This window comes from Roseivivax sediminis (genome assembly GCF_900112685.1).
Classification (GTDB): domain Bacteria; phylum Pseudomonadota; class Alphaproteobacteria; order Rhodobacterales; family Rhodobacteraceae; genus Roseivivax; species Roseivivax sediminis.
This window is the reverse complement of the sequence record NZ_FOMS01000002.1, coordinates 327,288-347,980: the sequence shown is the minus strand read 5'-3', so window position 1 is coordinate 347,980 and position 20,693 is coordinate 327,288. Positions and strand designations below refer to the sequence as shown.

Below are 20,693 nucleotides of genomic sequence, written 5' to 3'. Positions count from 1 at the left end.
CGATGCTCGACCGCACCGAAGAGATCCTGGCCGACCTGATCGCGCATCCCACCGTGTCGTCGGACCCCAATGCCGGGCTGATCGACGCGATGGCGACCCGGCTCGAGGATGCCGGCGCGCGGGTGGAGGTGTTCCGGGACGAGACCGGCGACAAGGCGAACCTCTGGGCCTCCATCGGCCCGGACATGGGCGGCGGCGTGATGCTGTCGGGGCATTCCGACGTGGTGCCGGTGGCCGACCAGGACTGGTCCACCGACCCCTGGCAGATGACCGAACGGGGCGATCTGCTGATGGGGCGCGGCACCTGCGACATGAAGGGGTTCATCGCCGCGTCGATCGCCATGGCCAGCGCCTACGGGACCACGAACCTGCGCCGCCCGGTGCATTTCTGCTTCACCCATGACGAGGAGGTCGGCTGCCTCGGCGCGCAGAACCTCGTTCAGCACCTCAAGGGACGCGACCACCTGCCGGCCATCGCCGTCGTCGGCGAGCCGACCGAGATGCGGATCATCGAGGGGCACAAGGGCTGCTGCGAATACACCGCCCGGTTCCAGGGGCTCGAAGGTCACGGCTCGAACCCCGACCGCGGGGTGAACGCGGTGGCCTACGCGGTGCGCTACGTCTCCCGCCTGATGGAACTGGCGGAGGAACTGAAGCTGCGCGCCCCGCGCGACAGCCGCTTCGATCCGCCGTGGACCACGGTGAACATCGGCAAGCTCGCCGGCGGCGTGGCGCACAACGTCATCCCCGGCCGCGCCGAGGTCGAATGGGAAATGCGCCCGGTGCAATACGGCGACGCGGAGTTCGTCAAGGAGCAACTCACCCAGCTGATCGAGACGGAGCTTCTGCCGGCGATGCGCGCCGTCACCCCGTGGGCCGACATCAGCGTGGAGACGATCGGAGAGGTCGTGGGGCTGGAGCCGATGGACGACAACATGGCGCGCAGCCTCGTCGCCCAGCTCACCGGCGGCAATTCCGCCGACGTCGTGCCCTTCGGCACGGAGGCCGGGCTCTTCCAGGAGCTTGGCATGTCCGTGGTAGTGTGCGGCCCCGGCTCAATCGCGCAGGCCCACAAGCCCGACGAATACGTCTCGCGCCAGCAGCTGACCGAATGCCTGACGATGCTCGAAGGCCTGCGGCGCACGCTCGCCGCATGAGCGCGGAGGCGCGCCATCAACGGCTCTACTCGGAGCTGCGAGGCCGCATCTGCCTGCTCGACTACCCCCCCGGCACCAAGCTGGGGGAGGAATCGCTCGCCTCCGAATTCGGGGTGTCGCGCACGCCGGTCCGCCGCGTGCTCGCACGGCTCGCCGACGAGGGGCTGGTGGAGGCACGCCACGGCGTCGGCACGCTGGTGACGGATGTCGACGCGCGTGAACTCGGGGAGGTCTACGCGCTGCGCGAGGAACTGGCACAGCTATCGGGTACGATGACCCCGCGCCCGGTGACGCAGTCGGTGCTCGACGAGGCGCGCGGCCTGGTGGCCGAGGGCGAGCGGCTGGCGGAGGCGCCCGACGCGCGCGCCTTCGCCCGGCTCAACATGGCCTATTTCGATTTCACCCAGCGGCTGATCGGCAACGAGGCACTGGCCGAGGTGTCCGAACGCCTCTACTTCCGCACCGCGCGGATCTGGCTCAAGACCATCTCCGCGCTGGACCTCGGCCGCGAGATAGAAGCTTTCCGCGAAGAGATGCGCCAGGTCGCTGGCGCGCTCGCCTCCGGCGACATGACCGCGGTCGGCATGATCCGCCGCGCCCACATTTCCATGAGCTTCCACCGCCTGAAGGCGGCTTTGCCCGGATCCCGGCCCGCGAACTGAGCCTCACGCTCCGGACAGCGCGCCGGTAGTGTGGGCAATCCGCCCCCCTTCCACTGCTCAGAGCGACTCGTTGTCCGGGTACCAGTCCGGCGTCAGGACCTCCGCACTCTCGACCATCTCGGCGAAGGCCGCCGGGTCCTGGGTGCCGCCGTCACGCCCGCGGAAGTGATACGGATAGACATGCGCCGGCGCGAACGCGTTGACCGCGCTCGCCGCCGCCTCCGCATCCATAGTGAACGGCAGGTTCATGCACACGAAGGCCACGTCGATGTTCTCGAGCGCGCGCATCTCCGGAATGTCCTCGGTGTCGCCCGAGATGTAGACCCGGAACCCCTCGAAGCTCAGCACGTAGCCGTTGTCGCGCCCCCCGGGGTGGAAATCGAGCCGCCCTTCGGTGGTGTTGTAGGCCGGGATCGCCTCGATCCCGAGGCCGTCCCAGTCGGTGCTCTCGCCATTGCCGATGGCCTCGGCGCGCTCGGCCAGCGCCTCCGGCAGCATCTCGGCAACCGCGGGGTTGGTGATGAGGTGCGTGCCCTCGCCCATCAGCGCCTGCAGCGTCTCGGCGTCGTAGTGATCGCCGTGCTCGTGGGTGATCAGGATCAGGTCCGGCGCCGGCAGGTCGGCATAAGCGTCGGCCCCACCGACCGGATCGACATGGATCACGCCCATCGGCGTCTCCATCACGAAGGAGGCGTGGCTCACCGGATGCACGGTGATCTCGCCGCCGTCGGTGGAGAAGGTATTGCTCATGTGCTGCTCGGCCATCGCCTGGAAGGGCAACATGATCGCGGCCCCGCAGGCCGCCCCGGTGGTCGCCATGAACCGGCGCCGTGTCACAGACATCTCGATCTCCTCTCCGCTGGTGATGCGTGAGACCTAGGCTGCGGGGCGCAGGCGTCCATCGCCGCGCCTCCGACACCGACGCGACAGCCCGATTGCGTTTTGTGGCCAAATCCCGACATACTCTAACCAAATTCCACCTTTATGCCCCGTTTCCACTGACCTGCGGACCCATTTTCCCCGCACCGTCACCCGAGGCCGCCGGAATGCTCGAATTCGACACAGTCAGTAAGTCCTTCTGGACCGGATCGCACCGCAAGGTGATCCTCGACCGGGTGTCGTTCCAGGTGGACCTTGGCGAATCCCTCGGCGTCCTCGCGCCCAACGGCACCGGCAAGACGACGCTGATCAAGATGATGGCAGGGCTGGAAAAACCCGACGAGGGACAGATCCGCCGCAATTGCCGGGTATCCTTCCCTCTGGGCTTCATGGGCGGCGTGATCTCCAAGATATCCGCGCGCGAGAACGCGCGTTACATTGCCCGGCTCTACGGCCTCGACCCCGACTATGTGGAGGCGTTCTGCCGCTGGCTCTGCGGCCTCGGCGAATATTTCGACCAGCCCCTCGGCACCTATTCTTCGGGGATGAAGGCGCGGTTCACCTTCTCGCTGATGCTCGCGCTCGACTTCGACATCTACCTCATCGACGAAGGCATGCCGTCCTCGACCGATGTCGGGTTCAACAAGCGGGCCGGCGACATTCTCGCCGAGCGCCTGCGCACCACGACGATCATCATCGTCAGCCACCAGCCCGACGTGCTGGAGAAGTTCGCCCGCAAGGCCGCGGTCCTGATGGATGGCCAGTTGCACATGTTCGAGAGTTTGGAAGAAGCGAAGCGGCTCTATGACTACGAAACCCAAGGCTAAGAAATTCCGGATCCGCCGCTCCGCCCCCGCCTCCGCCGCGGAGGCCGGCACCTCCATGGCCGAAGCCGATCCCGCCGCGCGTCCGGCGCCGCCCGCCCCGCGCGGCAGCGACACAGCCGCGCCGGAGGCCCCGAAGGCGCCACCCAGCGGCGAGATCGCCTCCGCCGCCGACACCGATATCCAGGCGATCCGCGAAGAGGGGCTGACCGGCCGCCAGCTGCGCATGGCCCGCCGCGTGGCGCAGAAGCACGGGCTCGCGCCGACCTCCGATTTCGATGCCGTGCGGCTCTTGCGCGCCCGCGGCATCGACCCGTTCCAGCGCGTAAACACGCTCGAACTCGTGGTCACCCGCGACCCCGAAACCGGCGAGGACAAGGTCGGCCGCCCGCCGGCCGCGGCGAACGAAACCGCGCCTGCGGAGACGCCGGGCACGGACAGGTCGGACGGCCGGGTGCAACTGCCCCAGACCATGCCGCTGAAGAAGAAGACGCTGCCCTCGACCGAGGTCGATCCGGGCCCCGGGCCGGCAGAACGCCGCGCGGCCGAGATCGGGCGCATCCAGCGCGACCTCGTCAAGCGGCGGCGGCGCAAGTTCGCGCTGCTGCTCACCCGGCTGTTCTTCTTCATCGCCATTCCCACGGCCCTGGCCGGGCACTACTTCTACAACGTCGCCACGCCGCTCTATTCCACCAAGTCGCAATTCCTGATCCTCGCCGCCGATGGCGGCTCGGGCAGCGGCATGGGCGGGCTGCTGTCCGGCACCCAGTTCGCCACCAACCAGGACGCGATCGCGGTGCAATCCTACCTCGCCTCGAAGGACGCGATGCTGCGGCTCGACCGCGACGTCGGCTTCAGGTCGCATTTCAGCCAGGATTTCATCGACCCCCTGCAGCGGCTCGAGCCGGGCGCCTCCACCGAAGACACCTACAAGGTCTACGAGGACAACGTGGAGATCGGCTACGACCCGACCGAAGGCGTGGTGAAGATGGAGGTGACAGCCGCGGACCCCGAAACCGCCGCCGAATTCTCGCGCGCGCTCATCTCCTATGCCGAGGAGCGGGTGGACAACCTGTCGCAGCGCAAGCGGGCCAACGCCGTGCTGGACGCCGAGGCGGGGCTCGAAGAGGCCCAGGCCGCGCGGCGCGAGGCGCAGTCGACGCTGGTGCGGCTGCAACAGGAAAGCGCGCTTCTCGACCCCGAGGGCCGGATCACCGCGCTGCGCAGCCAGATCAACACGTTCGAGATCCAGCTCCAGGAAAAGCGGCTGCAACTCCAGGCGCTGCTCGACAACGCCCGCCCGAACCAGAGCCGGGTGGACGGCGCCCGCGCCGACGTGCGCCGGCTCGAGGATCTGCTGGCCGACCTCAACACCCGAATGACCAGCGCGCAGGAGGGCGAACAATCGCTCGCCGACATCGCGACCAACGTGCAGCTGGCCGAGGCCGACCTCGCCACGCGCGACATGATGCTGCAATCGGCGCTCGAACGGCTGGAGACCGCGCGCCGCGACGCCGACAGCCAGGCGCGCTACCTGACCACGGCCGTCGTGCCCACCGCCTCGCAGGACCCCAGCTACCCGCGCAAGTTCGAGAACACGCTCCTGGCGTTCCTGATCTTCTCGGGAATCTACCTGATGATCTCGCTCACCGCCTCGATCCTGCGCGAACAGGTCTCCGCCTGACCGGCCTCTCGGAAGGTAGGCAGATTGCCCGCCCTGCCCGCGACTCCCTTCTTCGTCTGGCGGGAGAAACCCCGGGGAGTGCGAGGGGCTGGGCTGGCCCCTCGCCCGTGCCGCACGCGCCGCGGCCCGGTTCTAGCGCTCCAGCGACGCCAGATAGGCGTGAATGTCGGCCGCGCTGCGGTCCATGCGGAACGCCATGCGCGAACGCGCCGAGGACTCGCCAAGCTGCGCCTTGGTGAACTCGGTCGGGTTGCGCAGGTAGGCGGCGAAGGTGTCCGGCGTCCAGTGCACGCCGGCATCGCCCAGCCGCCGCAGCCACGGCGAATAATTGAACCCGGCCTGCCGCCCCGCCAGCGCGCCCGCGGCACCGTACAGGTTCGGCCCCGCCCGGCCGCCGCCGCGCAACACCGTCCCGTCCGGCGCAATCACCGCGTGGCAGGCGGTGCAGGCCGCGAACGCCCGCGCGCCCGCGGCGGCGTCCTGCGCCGGGGCGGGCCCTGCCAGCAGGCAGGCGAGGAGGACGGACAGCTTGCGGATCATCGGACCCCTTCGGATCGGGAACAACGGACGGACGCCCAAGAGATAACAGCGCCCCTGCGCGATGAAAGGTCCGGAATACCGGACAATTTCGTGAACGGCGATCCGTGCCCCCGGCCGCCCTGCCCCCACGACCATCGGGATGGCGGCCGCGAAGGCGCCCCCGTGCCGCCTCGGAACGACGGTACCGTAGCCCGCCCTGGCGAAAAGTTCCGCCCCGGCACACTGCCGGAGGCGTGGCGGCAACGCACCGCCCGCCGATCTCAGCGCGCCCGCAGGTCACGCAGATGTCGCGATCCCGCCCGATCACGTTATCCTCGTGTCAATTCGCCATCGAGAGACTATTTACCCATCTGACCTCGGCTCGGCCCCGGCGACCGAGGAACCAGGACGTGTGACATCCCCCGCGAACGACCCACCGGAGCGAACGCCAAGTGCAGCATCCGATGCCACCACGCACCCGCGCGCCCCTGTGCCCGGCGGCGATGCTTCGGCTGAAACGACGCCGCGGGCCGGGCCGCCGGGCGATTTACGTTCGCGCTGCCAGCCGGCGTGCGCTGACACGTTCCGGGGGGCATGCAGAGCCCGCGCCCGTCTGCCGCGCCCGGGCGGAAGGGATCGAAACCGGCGCCACGCTCGTTGCGGTCGTGACAGAGCACGCGTGCCGCCCCGCCCTCCGTGCATCCGGCGGCCTCGTGCCCGATCGCGAAGACGCCGTTCGGGCCCTGACCGGGGCCAATCTTGTGACAAACGCTGCGCGCACGCCGCTCACGAGGCAGCATGCCGGCGTGCGCTCCGACGTGAGGACATGGCCATGACCAGCTCCCCCCGCAGCCGTCCGGAGGCGGTCGACGCGGCGGTTCCGCCGGCGTATCTCGCCGAGGTTGTCGGCGCGGCCTGCGACGTGGCGCTGGTGATCGCCGCCGACGGGCGAGTTCTGTCGGTAGTCCCGGGCCGGACCGGCCTGCCCGATCCCGGGCTCGCGGACCTTGTCGGCCACCCGCTGACCGGCGCCCTGACCCCCGAAAGCGCGGCCAGGCTCGACGACGCCCGCGCGCGGATCGCCGCGGGCGAAGACCTGTGCCGCGCGGTGGAGCTCGACCACCGCACCTCGACCGGACGGGTGGCTCCGGTCGGCTACAGCTTCGTGCCGCACGGTTTCGACGGCGCGCTTCTCATGCTGGGCCGGGATCTCGGAGCCATCACCGAATGCCGGACGCAGTTGGTGCAGGCGCAACTGGCGCTCGAACAGGTCTACGAGGCGCGACGCGACGTGGCCACGCGCTACCGGGTGCTGCTGAGCGGCATCGCGGAGCCCGTGGTCTTCGTGACCGCCGCGGACGGGCGGATCGCCGACCTCAACGACCCTGCCGCCGCGCTGCTGGCCGCCACGCGCGAATCGCTGGGCCGGCCCCTCGCCTCGGCTTTCGCAACGGAGGCCGGGGATTTCTCCGACCGCCTCGCCCGCGCCGCCGCGGGCGAGGGGCCGCTGCTCCTGAGCACCGCGCGGGACGGCCGGGAGCTGCGGCTTTCGGCCGAGGTGTTCCGCGCCGCCGGCGCGCGGCATTACCTCTGCCGGCTCGAGGGGGCGGGCGACCGCACCGGCGCCGCGGACGGCATTGCCGCCGACCTCTCCGCCCTCTACGCCCGTTCGACCGACGCGATCCTCTTTGCCGGCCTCGACGGCACCATCGTGACCTGCAACGACAGTTTCCTCGACCTGATCGAGGCCACGCAGATCTCGGACGTGGCGGGGCGATGCCTGTCGGATTATCTCGGCCGCGGCCAGGTCGACCTGAAGGTTCTGGTGGAGAACGCGCGCGGGCTCGGGCAGATGCGCCTCTATGCCACCCGGCTCGTCACACGGCTCGGCGGCGAAACCGCGGTGGAAATGTCGGTGTGCCACCTCGACGACCGCACCGCCCCTTCGCTCGCCTTCGTCATCCGCGACGCCAGCCGCGCCGAAGGAGTACGCAGTTCCAAACCGACCGGCACGCCAGAGGACGCAAGCTCGGTGATTGCGCTTGTCGGCTCCGCCACGCTGAAGGAGATCGTGTCGGAGACCACCGACGCGGTCGAGAAGATGTGCATCGAGACCGCCGTTCACCTGACTCGCAACAACCGCGTCGCGGCGGCCGAGATGCTCGGCCTGTCGCGCCAGTCGCTTTACGTGAAACTGCGCAAGTTCGGCCTGCTGGACCGCGAGGGCCCCGGTGAGACCTGAACCGGCGCGCGCAGCGGCGCCCGGCCGGCACGAGGGCACGCGATGACGCTCGGCTGGCTCTCGATCTTCCGGCTCGGCCTCGTACAGATGGCGCTCGGTGCGATCGTGGTGCTGACGACCTCCACGCTGAACCGGCTGATGGTGGTCGAGCTGGCGCTCCCGGCAACCCTGCCGGGCCTCCTCGTGGCGCTCTACTACGGTATCCAGATCACCCGGCCGCGCTGGGGCTTCCGTTCCGACACCGCCGGCAACCGCACGTTCTGGATCGTCGGCGGCATGGCCGTGCTGGCGCTCGGCGGAATCGGTGCGGCGCTCGGCGTGGTGCTGCTGGCGTCCGCGTTCTGGCCCGGTCTCGCGGTGTCGATCCTGTCCTACGCGCTGATCGGCATCGGCACTGGCGCCTCGGGCACCTCGCTGCTGGCGCTTCTGGCCACCGCCACCGAGCCGCACCGCCGCGCCGCCGCGGCCACGATCACCTGGCTGATGATGATCCTCGGCATCGCGGTGACTGCCGGCGTGATCGGCGGGCTGCTCGACCCATATTCGCCGGCGCGGCTTCTGGTCATCGTAGCCGCCACCGCGGCGGCGATGCTGGCGCTCACCGTCCTCGCCGTATACGGCATCGAGCGTGGGCTGATCGCCCGGCAGGACCCCCGGGCGCCGCCGTTCCGTGTCGCTCTGGCCGAGGTCTGGCGAGAACGGCGGGCGCGCAACTTCACCGTCTTCGTCTTCCTGTCGATGATCGCCTATTTCATGCAGGAACTCATCCTCGAACCCTATGCCGGACTCGTCTTCGGCTACACGCCGGGCCAGTCGACGCAGCTTGCCGGGGCGCAGAACGGTGGCGTCTTCGTCGGCATGCTCACCGTCGGCATCGCCGCGACCGGCTTCGGGCTCGGCTCGCTCCGGGCCTGGGTCGCGGCGGGCTGCCTCGGATCGGCCGCCGCGCTCCTGACGATTGCCGGCATCGCGCCGGCCGGACCGGGCGCGCCGCTGCTGCCGGCGGCCATCGCGCTCGGCTATTTCAACGGCATGTTCGCGGTCGCCGCCATCGGTGCGATGATGAAGCTCGCCGGCGAAGGGCGCGGCCAGCGCGAGGGCACGCGCATGGGTCTGTGGGGCGCGGCGCAGGCCATCGCCGCGGGATCGGGCGGGTTCGCCGGGGCCGCGGCGGTCGACCTGATGCGCGGGCTGACGGCGGACGCCCCGGCCTTTGCCGCCGTCTTTACCGTGGAAGCGGGCCTCTTCGTCGCCGCCGCGATCCTGGCGCTTCTCGTGATGGAGGGGCGCAACCCCGCCGCCCGACTGCAAGCAGGGGAATGAGCCCGTTCGCTTTCGTTCGGGCGACGGACGGTTTCGCACGCGATCGCACGGAAGGTACGGTGCGGCGCCGGATCAGCGCCCGCGCACAAGTCGGTGTTGCGGGTTCTCACCGCATCGCGAAGGCCCTATGACCCTCCGGACATACGACACCGCCCGACCTTCGAGGCTGCCATGACACGACCGCGCGCCACGGCGCCCGAGACTCCGCTGACCGTCCCCGCCTGGGTCGACGGCCACCTGACCCCGGTCGAAAAGCTGGAGGCGCACCGCAAAGGTCTGCGCCACAAGGCCGTTTCGGTCTTCGTGCTCTCCGGAGCCTCGGTGCTTCTGCAGCGCCGCGCGGCCACGAAATACCACACGCCGGGTCTCTGGGCGAATACCTGCTGCACCCATCCCCACTGGGACGAGGCGCCGGAGGCCTGTGCGCACCGCCGCCTCTTCGAGGAACTCGGCCTGACCGGTCTGCCCCTCGCCCACCGCGACGTGATCGAATACCGCGCCGATGTCGGCGGTGGCCTCATCGAACACGAGGTCGTCGACCTGTTCACCGCCGAGGCCCCCGCAGCGCTGCCCGTCACGCCCAATCCCGCCGAGGTGATGGAGACCGCATGGATGCCGCTCGACGCGCTCACGAAGGACGTCGCCGCCCGCCCGGAACGCTACACGCCGTGGCTGCGCATCTACCTAGATGAGCACGCCCGCCGCATCTTCTCGAACGCCTCAGAAGACTGAGCTACGCGGCGCCGCTTCACCGCACCACTCCGAAAGGCCCGGGTTTCATTTCGCCGCTTGCGTGGCCATAGTCGGGGCGATGACCGTGACTCTTGCCGATATCCTCTCTGCCGCCGCCGTCCTGCGCGGGCGCGCCGATGCCACGCCGATGGTGCCCTCTCCGCACATGGAGACGCGCTACGGCCAGCCCTTCTGGCTCAAGCTCGAGATGACGCAGCCGATCGGCGCGTTCAAGCTGCGCGGCGCGCTCAACGCCGTCGCCAAGCTGCCCGAGGGCATCAGCGGCGTGACCTGCTGCTCGACCGGGAACCACGGGCGCGGCGTCGCCTTCGCGGCGCGCGAACGGGGCCTGCGCGCGGTGGTGTGCATGTCCGAACTGGTGCCCAAGACCAAGGTCGACGGCATCCGCGCCTTCGGCGCCGACGTCCATATCCGCGGCCGGTCGCAGGACACCGCGCTGGCCGAAAGCCAGCGGCTGTCCGAGGAACAGGGCCTTGCGCAGATATCGCCCTTCGACGACGCCCACGTGATCGCCGGGCAGGGCACGATCGGGCTTGAGATGCTGGCGAAACAGCCGGACCTCGACATGTTGCTGGTGCCGCTCTCGGGCGGCGGGCTCGCCGCCGGGGTCGCCGCGGCGGCCAAGGCGATCAATCCGTCCATCCGCCTCGTCGGCGTGTCGATGGATCGCGGCGCGGCGATGGCCGCGAGCCTCGAGGCGGGCCGCCCGGTGGAGGTGGAAGAGGTCGAGAGCCTCGCCGACAGCCTCGGCGGCGGCATCGGGCTCGACAACGAGCTGACCTTCGCGATGTGCCGCGATCTTCTCGACGAGGTCGTGCTGGTGAGCGAGGAAGAAGTCTACCGCGCGCTCCAGACCCTTTATTACGAGGATCGGCTGATCGCGGAGGGCGCCTGCGTCGTCGGGCTCGCCGCAGTACAGACGGGCAAAGTCACGCTGACCGGGCCGACCGCGACGATCCTGACGGGCCGCAACCTCGACATGGAGGTCTTCACCCGCGTCGTGACGGGCCGCGACGTGACGCTTGGCGACATGACGATCGAAGGGCGCCCCTATGAGCCATGACATCCGCATCGTGACCGAGGCCGAGCTGCGCGAGGTCGTCGCGCTCGATGTCGAAACGGTCGACGTGATCGAGGCCGCCTTCGCCGCGCTCGCCGGCGGCGAGGTGGTGATGCCGCCCGTCATGTCGATGGCGCTGCACGAGGCCAACGGCGAGGTCGACGTGAAGACCGCGTACATCCCCGGCTTCGACGGCTTCGCGGTCAAGGTCTCGCCCGGCTTTTTCGACAATCCCAAGCTGGGGCTGCCGTCGCTCAACGGGCTGATGATCCTGTTTTCGGCCAGGACCGGGCTGGTGCAGGCAGTGTTCCTCGACAACGGCTATCTCACCGACATCCGCACCGCGGCGGCGGGCGCCGTGGCCGCGCGCCACCTTGCCCCTGAGGACGTGACCACCGCCGGCGTCATCGGCACTGGCGTGCAGGCCCGGCTGCAGATGCGCGCCGTCCACCTCGTGCGGCCGTTCGAGCGGGTGCTTGTCTGGGGCCGCGACGCGCAGCGCGCCACGGAATGTGCCGCCGACCTCAAGGCCGCGCTCGGGGTCCAGGCGGAGGTCTGCACCGACGCCGAGACGCTCGTGCGCCGGTCCCAGCTTGTCGTCACCACGACGCCGGCGACCGACCCGGTGCTGAAAGCCGACTGGCTGCACCCCGAACTGCACGTCACCGCGATGGGATCGGACCAGGAAGGCAAGCAGGAGCTGGAGGCGGCCTGCCTGACGCGCGCCGACCTCTATGTCTGCGACCGCGTCTCGCAGGCCGAGAAGATGGGAGAGCTGCGCGCCGCCCGCGCCGCCGGCACCGCGCCCGAGGATCCGGCCGAGCTGGGCCAGATCGTCACCGGCGCGCGGCCCGGCCGCCAGGCGCCGGGCGATATCACCATCGCCGATCTGACCGGCACCGGCGCGCAGGACACCGCCATCGCCAGCCACGTGGCGACGCGGCTGGGCGCGGCGGGCACGCCGATCCGGGCGCGCTGACGCATGGTCCGCCTCGATGCGCGCGACCTCGACATCCTGCGCACGCTCACCCGCGAGGGCCGGATCACCAAGACCGAACTGGCCGAGCGCGTGGGCCTGTCGCCGACCCCCTGCTGGGAACGCCTGAAGAAGCTCGAACGCGCCGGCATCATCGAGGGCTACGGCGCGCGGCTGTCGCTGAAGGCGTTCGGCCCGCACGTGACGGTGTTCGTGGCGGTGGAGCTCGACAGCCACAAGGCGCCGGAATTCCGCATCTTCGAAGAGGCCGTGCAGAGGCACGAGGAAATCACCTGGGTCTGGGCGCTCGGCGGCGGGTTCGACTACCTCATGCAGGTGGTGGCGCGCGATATCGACGCCTACCAGCGGCTGATCGACCACCTTCTGGAGTCGCGGATCGGGCTGGCGCGGTACTACACCTATATCGTGACGAAATCGGTGAAAACCTCGGCCGGTCCGCCGCTGGGGCTGCTCGCCGCCCCGGACTGACGCGCAGGCGGTTCGGTCTGGCTTTATGCCCTCAGGCAGAGGAATCCTCTGCCCCGGCGCGGATGTTTGGTCCCTTCCTCTGGCGGGCGCAGCCCATATTCCTGCCATACCCCTTCAGGAGGATGGCATGACCGTGCATCGCACCTTCCCCAAATCGCCGCTGTCGGACCTGGCCGATCCGCGCCTTGTCCGCAACTTTTCCTATATCGGCGGCAAGTGGCAGAGTGCCGAATCCGGCGCCGCCTTCGCCGTGTCCAATCCCGCCGACGGCACCTGGCTGGGCGAGGTCGCGCAGCTTTCGGGCGACGAGGCTCGCGCCGCCGTCGATGCCGCCGACACCGCCTTCCAGAGCTGGTCGCAAAGCCTGCCGCAGGAGCGCGCGCGCCTGCTGCGCCGCTGGTACGAGCTGATGAAGGAGCACAAGGAAGACCTCGCCCGGATCATGGTGCTCGAACAGGGCAAACCGATCTCCGAGGCGCGGGGCGAAATCGACTACGCCGCCGACTTTATCGAATTCTACGCCGAGGAAACGCGCCGCCCGAACATCGAGGGCGTGACCTCGCACCTGCCCGACGCGGAGGTCGAGCTCTGGCGCGAGCCGATGGGCGTCGCCGCGCTCATCACGCCGTGGAACTTCCCGGCCGCGATGCTGACACGCAAGGCCGCCGCGGCGCTTGCCGCCGGCTGCACCATCGTCGCGCATCCCTCGGGCGAGACGCCGTTTTCGGCCCTCGCCTTGGCCGAGCTGGCCGAACGCGCCGGCCTGCCGCCGGGCGTGTTCAACGTCGTCACCGGCAAGGCGTCCGAGATCGTCGAGCCCTGGACGCAGGATTCGCGCGTGCGCGTCCTGTCCTTCACCGGCTCCACTGAAATCGGCCGGCTGCTGTACCGGCAATGCTCCGGGACGGTGAAATCGCTGATCATGGAGCTGGGCGGCCATGCGCCGGTCATCGTCTTCAAGGGCGCCGATCTCGAGAAGGCGGTGACCGAGACGATGAAGGCCAAGTTCGCCACCTCCGGGCAGGATTGCCTCGGCGCGAACCGCATCTTCATCGAGCGGGCGATCTACGACACCTTCGTCGAGAAGTTCACCGAGGCGACCCAGGCGCTGAGCGTCGGTGTCGGCATGGACGATCCCGACATCGGCCCGCTGATGAACGAAAAGGCCGTGGCCAAGCAGGAAGAGCACGTCAAGGACGCGCTGGACAAGGGCGCACGGCTGCTCTGCGGCGGTCAGCGCCACAGCGCCGGAAATCTGTTCTACGAGCCGACCGTGCTGGCCGACGTGCCCGAAGAGGCGCTGATCCTGCACGAGGAGACCTTCGGGCCCGTCGCAGCGCTGGTACCCTTCGACACCGAGGAAGAGGTCGTGGCGCGGGCCAACGACACCGAATACGGGCTTGTCGCCTATGTGCACAGCCACGATCCGCGGCGGATCTACCGCGTCTCTCGCGGGCTGCATTTCGGCATGGTCGCGGTGAACCGCACCAAGGTGACCGGCGCGCCGATCCCGTTCGGCGGCATGAAACAGTCCGGCCTCGGCCGCGAAGGGGCGCGTCAGGGTCTCGAAGCCTTTACCGAGATCAAGTACGTCTGCCGCGATTGGGCCTGAACCGCCCTCCGTCTTTTACGATTAGACCGGGCCGTCCCGCACGGCCCGGACCGACATCACCCCTCGGCAAAGACGCCCCTCAGGCCGCGCCGGGATTGAACAGTCAAGGACCGCGACGATGCTCAAGAACGACATGCTCGAACAATGGGATCGGGAGAATTTCTTCCACCCCTCGACCCACCTGGCGGAATTCGCCCGCGGCAACGCGCCCCAGCGCGTGATCCAGGGCGGCAAGGACAGCCACATCGAGACGCGGGACGGCCAGAAGCTTCTTGACGCCTTCGCCGGGCTCTATTGCGTGAACGTCGGCTACGGCCGCACCGAGATCGCCGAGGCGATCGCGGAGCAGGCGCACGAACTGGCCTATTACCACGCCTATGTCGGCCACGGCACCGAAGCGTCGATCACGCTTTCCAAGATGATCCTCGATCGCGCGCCGGATCACATGTCGAAGGTCTATTTCGGCATGTCCGGCTCGGACGCGAACGAGACCAACATCAAGCTGGTCTGGTACTACAACAACATCCTCGGCCGGCCCGAGAAGAAGAAGATCATCTCGCGCTGGCGCGGATATCACGGCTCGGGCCTGATGACCGGCTCGCTCACCGGGCTGCACCTGTTCCACCAGAAGTTCGACCTGCCGCTGAACCAGGTGATCCACACCGAGGCGCCGTATTACTTCCGCCGTGAAGATTCCTCGATGACCGAGGAGCAGTTCAGCCAGCATTGCGCGGCCGAGCTGGAAAAGCTGATCGAGGCGGAAGGCCCCGACACCATCGCCGCCTTCATCGGTGAGCCGGTGCTCGGCACGGGCGGCATCGTGCCGCCGCCGGCCGGCTACTGGGAGGCGATCCAGGCGGTGCTCGACAAGTACGACATCCTGCTGATCGCCGACGAGGTGGTGACCGGCTTCGGGCGGCTCGGCTCGATGTTCGGGTCGGACCATTACGGCATCAAGCCGGACCTGATGACCATCGCCAAGGGCCTGACGTCGGCCTATGCGCCGCTCTCGGGCTCCATCGTGTCCGACAAGATGTGGAAGGTGCTGGAGCAGGGCACCGACGAGAACGGCCCGATCGGCCACGGCTGGACCTACTCGGCCCACCCGATCGGCGCGGCGGCGGGCGTTGCCAACCTCAAGCTGATCGACACGCTCGACCTCGTGACCAACGCGGGCAAGACCGGCGCGTACTTCAACAAGGTCATGTCCGAGGCGCTGGCCGACCACCCCCATGTGGGCGAGGTGCGCGGCGAAGGCATGCTCTGCGCGGTGGAATTCGTGAAGGACCGCGATTCGCGCACCTTCTTCGAGGCATCCGACAAGATCGGCGCGCTCCTCGCGGGGACGATGCTCGAGGACGGGATCATCACCCGGGCCATGCCGCAGGGCGACATCCTCGGCTTCGCGCCGCCGTTCTGCCTGACCGAAGCAGAGGCCGACGAGATCGCCGAGAAGACCGCGAAGGCGGCCAAGAAGCTCTTCGACTGGACCTGATCGGGCCGCGCGCCGCCGATGGCGCGCGTAGCAATCGGGACCTTACCCCTACGGGTCGGGCGCGCGTCGCCCGGCCCGTTTTCGGTTCGGCTGCCGCGGGCGCGAGACCGCCCTTACCCGATGTTGCGCCCACAGTGTCGCACTCGGCGCCCGACATCCGGCACGGGCGATGACGCTGACCGCGTCTCCACCTAGGGTGGGGCCGATTCGGGGGATCGGGTAAGATGGCCTTATTGTCAGGCCCCGGCACGTGTCCGGCCCCGGATTTCGAGCGCGGCGTCCTTTTTCAATGGCGCCGATCCAGTCCGCGGTCGCAGGGAGACCCGAGATGCCCGACGCCCACCGCATCGAAGCCGCGATCAGCGAAGCCCTCGCCCGGGCGCGTGGCGGGGCGACGGCGCCGGGGCAGCTCTCGGCCGCACTCTCCTATGCCTGCCTGCCGGGGGGCGCACGGATCCGGCCGACGATCCTGTCGGCGGTGGCGGAGGCCTGCGGCGAGGACCGCCCGCCCCTCACCGATGCCGCGGCGGCCGCGCTGGAATTCATTCACTGCGCCAGTCTTGTTCACGACGACCTGCCCTGTTTCGACGATGCCGCCACGCGCCGCGGCAAACCCTCCGTTCATTGCGCCTTTTCGCAGCCGGTGGCGGTGCTGACCGGCGATTCGCTCATCGTGATCGCCTTCGAGACGCTTGCCCGGGCGGCGCCGCAGGACCCGACGCGCGCAGTCGCGCTGATCGAGATCCTGGCCCGGCAGACCGGGATGCCGGGCGGCATCTGCGCCGGTCAGGGCTGGGAAAGCGAGGAGAGGATCGACCTGTCGGCCTATCACCGCGCCAAGACCGGCGCGCTTTTCGTCGCGGCGACGCAGATGGGCGCGGTTGCCGCCGGGCAGGACCCGGAGCCTTGGACCGAACTCGGCGCCCGCATCGGGGAGGCGTTCCAGGTCGCCGACGATCTGCGCGACGCCTGCGAGAGCGAGGCCGAGACCGGCAAACCCATCGGGCAGGACGCCGCCCATGGCAGGCCGAACGCCGTGGCGCGGCTCGGGCGCGAGGGGGCCATCGCGCGGCTGAACGACATCCTGTCGGGGGCGATCTCGTCGATCCCCTCCTGTCCCGGGGAGGGGGCGTTGGCGCATATGGTGCGCATGCAGGCAGCGCGGCTCGTCCCGACGCAGGCCGGCACCGCCGCCCGGGTCTGATCGCCGCGCGGCCTCGCTATTCCGCAGCCGCCTGAGTGGAGATGAAGCCGCCGGATTGGCGGTTCCAGTAGCGCGAATAAAGGCCGCCCTTGGCGAGAAGTTCGCTGTGAGTGCCGATCTCGGCGATGCGCCCCTCATGCATGACCACGATCCGGTCCATGTGGGCAATGGTCGAAAGCCGGTGCGCGATGGCCAGCACCGTCTTGCCCTCCATCACCCTCTCGAGCGCGGCCTGGATCTGCGCCTCGACCTCGGAATCGAGCGCGCTCGTCGCCTCGTCGAGCACCAGGATCGGCGCGTCCTTGAGGATCGCGCGGGCGAGCGCGATGCGCTGGCGCTGCCCGCCCGACAGCTTGACACCGCGCTCGCCCAGATGCGCGGCGTAGCCCTGGCGCCCCTCGTGGTCCTGCATGACCTCGATGAACTCGTGCGCCTCGGCCTTCTTCGCCGCCTCGAGCACCTCTTCGAAGCTGGCGGACGGATCGCCGTAGCGGATGTTCTCCAGCGCCGAGCGGTTGAACATCGCGGTTTCCTGCGTGACCATCCCGATCTTGTGGCGCAGGCTTTCCTGCGTCACCTGCGAGATGTCCTGCCCGTCGATGGAAATGCGCCCCTGCTCGGTGTCGTACATCCGCAGCATCAGCCCCACGAGCGTCGTCTTGCCCGCGCCGCTGGCGCCGACCACGGCGAGCTTCTCGCCCGGCGCGATGGTCAGATCGATATCCTCGATCCCGCCGCGGTCGTGGCCGTAGCGGAAGGTCAGATCCTCGATGGCGATGCGGCCCTCGGGCACCGAAAGTTCCGTCGCGTCCGGCGCATCGGTGAGGGTGTAGGGCGGCGTGAGGGTGCGCATGCCGTCCTCGGTCTCCCCGACATTGGAGTAGAGGGCCATGAGCGTGTGGCTGACCCAGCCGGTCATCTGCGCGAGCCTGAGGGACACGGCGCCGGTCGCCGTGATGTCGCCCGCCGACAGCCCGCCCGACGACCAGAGCGCCAGCGCCCCGCCGACCATGAAGACCGGCAGCAGCCCCGCGATCATCACCAGCCAGAATCGGAACGCCGTCGCCACGCGCCCGTAATCGAGCGTGCGGCCCCGCAGATATCCCATCGCGTTCAGTGCCGCGCGATCCTCGTGATCGGAATGCGCGAAAAGCTTGACGGTCTTGATGTTGGTGACGGTGTCGACGATCTGGCCGGTCACCCCGGCGCGGGCGCCGGCGCGCGCCTTCGACGTCGTGCGGATGCGCGGCATGAAATGCCGGATCATCAGCCCGTACCCCAGGAGCCAGACCAGCAGCCCCAAGCCGATCCTCGGGTCGATTGTCCCGACCAGCAGGATCGCCCCGACAAAGGAGGCGAGTGCGACGAGGATCGAGGTCACCATCTCGACCACCACGTCGGTCAGAGCGCGGGCGGTCTGCATTTCCTTCTGGGCGATGCGGCCGGCGAAGTCGTTGTCGAAGAACGTGGTCGCCTGCCCGATCGTGTAGCGATGAAGGCGCGACAGGACGAGGTTGAAGACGTTTGGCTGAATGATCAGAGTGTTGAAATAGGTGCTGCACACATAGGCGAGCGGTCTGAGCGCCACGAAGAACAGCATCGCCCCGATCAGGATCCACGTCGCCTCCGAAAAGACCGCGCCTTCGGCGGCCACAGCGGCGTCGACAACGCGGCCGAGCACCATGGCTGCCGCGACTTCGATCACGCCCACGATGATGGCGAGGACGGAGCCCGCCAGCAGCACGCCCCACGCGCCGCTCAGCGCCCAGCGCATGAACCGCAAGAGCGTGCGCGGCGGCGGGCCGTCGGCCGGTTGAAACGGGTCGATCCAGTCGGAGGGATGCGTCATGCCGGGGCTACCTGTATCTTCGGCGGGCGAGGGCAAGTGGCCGGGTCATTCCGCCGCCTCGCTGTCGTCCATGGCGAGGAACCCGCCCGATTGCCGCGCCCAGAAGCCGGCATATTGCCCGCCCGCTGCCAGAAGCTCGGAATGCGTGCCTTCCTCCACGATGCGGCCGTCATCCATCACGAGGATGCGGTCCATGTGGGCGATGGTCGACAGCCGGTGCGCGATGGCGATGACGGTCTTGCCCTCCATCATGCCGTAGAGCGTGTCCTGGATCGCCGCCTCGACCTCGGAATCGAGCGCGCTCGTCGCCTCGTCCAGCACCAGGATCGGCGCGTCCTTCAGGATCACGCGCGCGAGCGCGATGCGCTGGCGCTGCCCGCCCGAGAGCTTCACGCCGCGCTCGCCCACCTGCGCGTCGTAGCCGGCATTACCGTGCGCGTCCCTCAGCCCGAGGATGAAATCGTGCGCCTGCGCCTGCTTTGCCGCCGCGATCATCGCCTCCTCGTCCGCCTCCGGGCGGCCATAGAGGATGTTGTCGCGGACCGAGCGATGCATCAGCGCCGAATCCTGCTGCACCATGCCGATCCCGCGGCGCAGGCTTTCCTGCGTCACGCCGGTCACGTCCTGCCCGTCGATCCGGATCGCGCCGGATTCGGGGTCGTAGAAGCGCAGGAGCAGCTTGACCAGCGTCGACTTGCCCGCGCCGGAGCGGCCGACAAGGCCCACCTTCTCGCCCGGGGCGATGGTCAGGGTGACGGCGTCGAGCCCGCCCTGCCCCTTGCCGTAATGGTGCGACAGGCGGTCGATTTCGATCCGGCCCTCGGTCAGCCGCAGCGGCGCGGCGCTACGATCGTCGGTCAGGCGGATCGGCTGGGCGATGGTCTCCATCCCCTCGGACACGATTCCGAGCTGCTGGAAGAAGCTGGTCATCGCCCACATGATCCAGCCGGTCATGGCGTTGAGCCGCAGCGTCAGCGCGGTCGCCGCCGCCACCGTGCCGACCGTCGCGGCGCCGAGCCCCCAGAACCAGAGCGCGAGGCCGACGACCCCGACGATCAGGATGCCGTTCAGCACGGTCAACGCCACGTCCATGATCGTGTAGATGCGCATCTCCGCGGCGAAGGTCTTGCGCGCGTGTTCGATGGCCTCGCGGCCATACTCGACCTCGCGGTCGTGGTGGGCGAACATCTTCACTGAATGGATGTTGGTGTAGCTGTCGACCACGCGGCCCGTGACGAAGCTGCGCGCGTCGGAGGCGGCTTGGCTGGCCGGTTTCACCCGCGCCACCGTCCAGCGCATCAGCGCCAGCCACAGCCCGAACCAGATGGCGAGCGGCACCACCATCCACGGATCGGCGGCGCCGAGCAGGAAGAACGAGCCGATCACGTAGGCCAGCGAATAGGTCAGCGCATCGAAGATCTGGAACACCGCCTCGCCCGCCGCCGGCGGGGTCTGCATGATGCGGTTGGCGATGCGCCCGGCGAAGTCGTCCTCGAACCAGCCGACGGACTGGCGCAGGACGTGCCTATGCGCGCGCCAGCGGAAGAGAGTGCCGTAGTTCGGCAGGATGGCGTTGTTGAGGATCAGCACGTCGAGCGCCTGCAGCGCCGGCCGCAGGACCAGGATGAAGACGCCAAGCGCGATGAGCTTCCAGCCATGCTCCGCCCAGACCTCCGCCGGGGACCCGGCGAGGATGTCGACCACCCAGCCCATCGCCCAGATGAGCAGAAGCTCCACCCCCGCGACCACGACCGACAGAAGCCCCGCGACCACGAACACGCCCCGGAAGGGCTTCGAATAGTCGAGCATGAACGGCAGCAGCCGGCGCGGCGGAGCGTCGGTTTCGGGATAGTCGGCGTAAGGGTCGACGAGGCCCTCGAAGTAACGGAAGAGGCGCACCGGACGGCTCCTCGATGTCGCTGGATGGCCGACCGGGGCGGCGGACGTCGGGGCGCGTCCAGGCCG

Annotated in this window: 17 protein-coding genes; 13 read left to right on the top strand and 4 right to left on the bottom strand. The window is 69.1% G+C overall.

What is annotated here, in order from left to right:
- Window positions 1-2: 2 nt before the first annotated feature.
- Both argE and F3H57_RS04745 read left to right on the top strand, forming a co-directional pair.
- Entirely contained in the window at window positions 3-1,157 is a 1,155-nt protein-coding gene (argE, locus tag F3H57_RS04750) for an acetylornithine deacetylase (RefSeq protein ID WP_149754724.1), read from the top strand.
- Window positions 1,154-1,819, top strand: a complete 666-nt coding sequence (locus tag F3H57_RS04745) for a GntR family transcriptional regulator (RefSeq protein WP_223162953.1) — start codon at window positions 1,154-1,156, stop codon at window positions 1,817-1,819. Before argE ends, F3H57_RS04745 begins: the two co-directional genes overlap by 4 nt.
- 57 nt (window positions 1,820-1,876) lie before the next feature.
- On the opposite strand, the gene F3H57_RS04740 is transcribed toward F3H57_RS04745, so the two are convergent.
- Complete coding sequence (locus F3H57_RS04740; RefSeq protein ID WP_149754722.1) at window positions 1,877-2,662, bottom strand: MBL fold metallo-hydrolase; 786 nt, start codon at window positions 2,660-2,662, stop codon at window positions 1,877-1,879.
- A gap of 203 nt (window positions 2,663-2,865) precedes the next feature.
- Between F3H57_RS04740 and F3H57_RS04735 the strand changes: the two genes are divergently transcribed.
- Window positions 2,866-3,525 carry an ABC transporter ATP-binding protein gene (locus F3H57_RS04735; protein WP_149754721.1) on the top strand — a complete coding sequence of 220 codons (660 nt, stop codon included), beginning with the start codon at window positions 2,866-2,868 and terminating at the stop codon, window positions 3,523-3,525.
- Window positions 3,503-5,206: a capsule biosynthesis protein gene (locus tag F3H57_RS04730; protein WP_149754720.1), complete on the top strand. Its 1,704-nt coding sequence runs from the start codon at window positions 3,503-3,505 to the stop codon at window positions 5,204-5,206. The genes F3H57_RS04735 and F3H57_RS04730 overlap by 23 nt, the downstream gene beginning before the upstream one ends.
- Window positions 5,207-5,338: 132 nt before the next feature.
- On the opposite strand, the gene F3H57_RS04725 is transcribed toward F3H57_RS04730, so the two are convergent.
- Window positions 5,339-5,746 carry a c-type cytochrome gene (locus tag F3H57_RS04725; RefSeq protein WP_149754719.1) on the bottom strand — a complete coding sequence of 136 codons (408 nt, stop codon included), beginning with the start codon at window positions 5,744-5,746 and terminating at the stop codon, window positions 5,339-5,341.
- Window positions 5,747-6,557: 811 nt separating this feature from the next.
- Between F3H57_RS04725 and ppsR the strand changes: the two genes are divergently transcribed.
- From ppsR to F3H57_RS04680, 9 genes are all read left to right on the top strand, one after another.
- Window positions 6,558-7,967: a transcriptional regulator PpsR gene (gene ppsR / locus F3H57_RS04720; RefSeq protein ID WP_188129599.1), complete on the top strand. Its 1,410-nt coding sequence runs from the start codon at window positions 6,558-6,560 to the stop codon at window positions 7,965-7,967.
- A gap of 42 nt (window positions 7,968-8,009) precedes the next feature.
- A complete protein-coding gene (locus F3H57_RS04715; RefSeq protein WP_149754717.1) occupies window positions 8,010-9,290 on the top strand; it encodes a BCD family MFS transporter in 1,281 nt (426 codons plus the stop codon).
- Between the two features lie 171 nt (window positions 9,291-9,461).
- Window positions 9,462-10,022 carry an isopentenyl-diphosphate delta-isomerase gene (idi, locus tag F3H57_RS04710; protein ID WP_149754716.1) on the top strand — a complete coding sequence of 187 codons (561 nt, stop codon included), beginning with the start codon at window positions 9,462-9,464 and terminating at the stop codon, window positions 10,020-10,022.
- Between the two features lie 79 nt (window positions 10,023-10,101).
- Window positions 10,102-11,106, top strand: coding sequence for a hydroxyectoine utilization dehydratase EutB (gene eutB / locus F3H57_RS04705; protein WP_149754715.1), 1,005 nt, complete (start codon window positions 10,102-10,104; stop codon window positions 11,104-11,106).
- On the top strand, window positions 11,096-12,082 hold the full coding sequence (locus F3H57_RS04700) for a cyclodeaminase (protein ID WP_149754714.1): 987 nt from the start codon (window positions 11,096-11,098) through the stop codon (window positions 12,080-12,082). Before eutB ends, F3H57_RS04700 begins: the two co-directional genes overlap by 11 nt.
- Before the next feature lie 3 nt (window positions 12,083-12,085).
- On the top strand, window positions 12,086-12,568 hold the full coding sequence (locus F3H57_RS04695; protein WP_149754713.1) for an Lrp/AsnC family transcriptional regulator: 483 nt from the start codon (window positions 12,086-12,088) through the stop codon (window positions 12,566-12,568).
- Between the two features lie 127 nt (window positions 12,569-12,695).
- Complete coding sequence (locus F3H57_RS04690) at window positions 12,696-14,180, top strand: NAD-dependent succinate-semialdehyde dehydrogenase (RefSeq protein ID WP_149754712.1); 1,485 nt, start codon at window positions 12,696-12,698, stop codon at window positions 14,178-14,180.
- Between the two features lie 118 nt (window positions 14,181-14,298).
- Window positions 14,299-15,675, top strand: a complete 1,377-nt coding sequence (locus F3H57_RS04685; RefSeq protein ID WP_149754711.1) for an aspartate aminotransferase family protein — start codon at window positions 14,299-14,301, stop codon at window positions 15,673-15,675.
- A 328-nt stretch (window positions 15,676-16,003) separates the two neighbouring features.
- Window positions 16,004-16,879, top strand: coding sequence for a polyprenyl synthetase family protein (locus F3H57_RS04680; RefSeq protein ID WP_149754710.1), 876 nt, complete (start codon window positions 16,004-16,006; stop codon window positions 16,877-16,879).
- A gap of 16 nt (window positions 16,880-16,895) precedes the next feature.
- Here F3H57_RS04680 and F3H57_RS04675 read toward each other — a convergent pair whose 3' ends face one another.
- Together F3H57_RS04675 and F3H57_RS04670 are read right to left on the bottom strand one after the other, a co-directional pair.
- A complete protein-coding gene (locus F3H57_RS04675; RefSeq protein ID WP_149754709.1) occupies window positions 16,896-18,728 on the bottom strand; it encodes an ABC transporter ATP-binding protein in 1,833 nt (610 codons plus the stop codon).
- A gap of 45 nt (window positions 18,729-18,773) precedes the next feature.
- Complete coding sequence (locus F3H57_RS04670) at window positions 18,774-20,627, bottom strand: ABC transporter ATP-binding protein (RefSeq protein WP_223162952.1); 1,854 nt, start codon at window positions 20,625-20,627, stop codon at window positions 18,774-18,776.
- Between the last annotated feature and the right edge of the window lie 66 nt (window positions 20,628-20,693).

Excerpts from the sequence above, each read along its gene's own strand:
- argE (WP_149754724.1), top strand. The coding sequence starts at position 3 with ATGCTCGACCGCACCGAAGAGATCCTGGCCGACCTGATCGCGCATCCC.
- F3H57_RS04745 (WP_223162953.1), top strand. The coding sequence starts at position 1,154 with ATGAGCGCGGAGGCGCGCCATCAACGGCTCTACTCGGAGCTGCGAGGC.
- F3H57_RS04740 (WP_149754722.1), bottom strand. The coding sequence starts at position 2,662 with ATGTCTGTGACACGGCGCCGGTTCATGGCGACCACCGGGGCGGCCTGC.
- F3H57_RS04735 (WP_149754721.1), top strand. The coding sequence starts at position 2,866 with ATGCTCGAATTCGACACAGTCAGTAAGTCCTTCTGGACCGGATCGCAC.
- F3H57_RS04730 (WP_149754720.1), top strand. The coding sequence starts at position 3,503 with ATGACTACGAAACCCAAGGCTAAGAAATTCCGGATCCGCCGCTCCGCC.
- F3H57_RS04725 (WP_149754719.1), bottom strand. The coding sequence starts at position 5,746 with ATGATCCGCAAGCTGTCCGTCCTCCTCGCCTGCCTGCTGGCAGGGCCC.
- ppsR (WP_188129599.1), top strand. The coding sequence starts at position 6,558 with ATGACCAGCTCCCCCCGCAGCCGTCCGGAGGCGGTCGACGCGGCGGTT.
- F3H57_RS04715 (WP_149754717.1), top strand. The coding sequence starts at position 8,010 with ATGACGCTCGGCTGGCTCTCGATCTTCCGGCTCGGCCTCGTACAGATG.
- idi (WP_149754716.1), top strand. The coding sequence starts at position 9,462 with ATGACACGACCGCGCGCCACGGCGCCCGAGACTCCGCTGACCGTCCCC.
- eutB (WP_149754715.1), top strand. The coding sequence starts at position 10,102 with ATGACCGTGACTCTTGCCGATATCCTCTCTGCCGCCGCCGTCCTGCGC.
- F3H57_RS04700 (WP_149754714.1), top strand. The coding sequence starts at position 11,096 with ATGAGCCATGACATCCGCATCGTGACCGAGGCCGAGCTGCGCGAGGTC.
- F3H57_RS04695 (WP_149754713.1), top strand. The coding sequence starts at position 12,086 with ATGGTCCGCCTCGATGCGCGCGACCTCGACATCCTGCGCACGCTCACC.
- F3H57_RS04690 (WP_149754712.1), top strand. The coding sequence starts at position 12,696 with ATGACCGTGCATCGCACCTTCCCCAAATCGCCGCTGTCGGACCTGGCC.
- F3H57_RS04685 (WP_149754711.1), top strand. The coding sequence starts at position 14,299 with ATGCTCAAGAACGACATGCTCGAACAATGGGATCGGGAGAATTTCTTC.
- F3H57_RS04680 (WP_149754710.1), top strand. The coding sequence starts at position 16,004 with ATGCCCGACGCCCACCGCATCGAAGCCGCGATCAGCGAAGCCCTCGCC.
- F3H57_RS04675 (WP_149754709.1), bottom strand. The coding sequence starts at position 18,728 with ATGACGCATCCCTCCGACTGGATCGACCCGTTTCAACCGGCCGACGGC.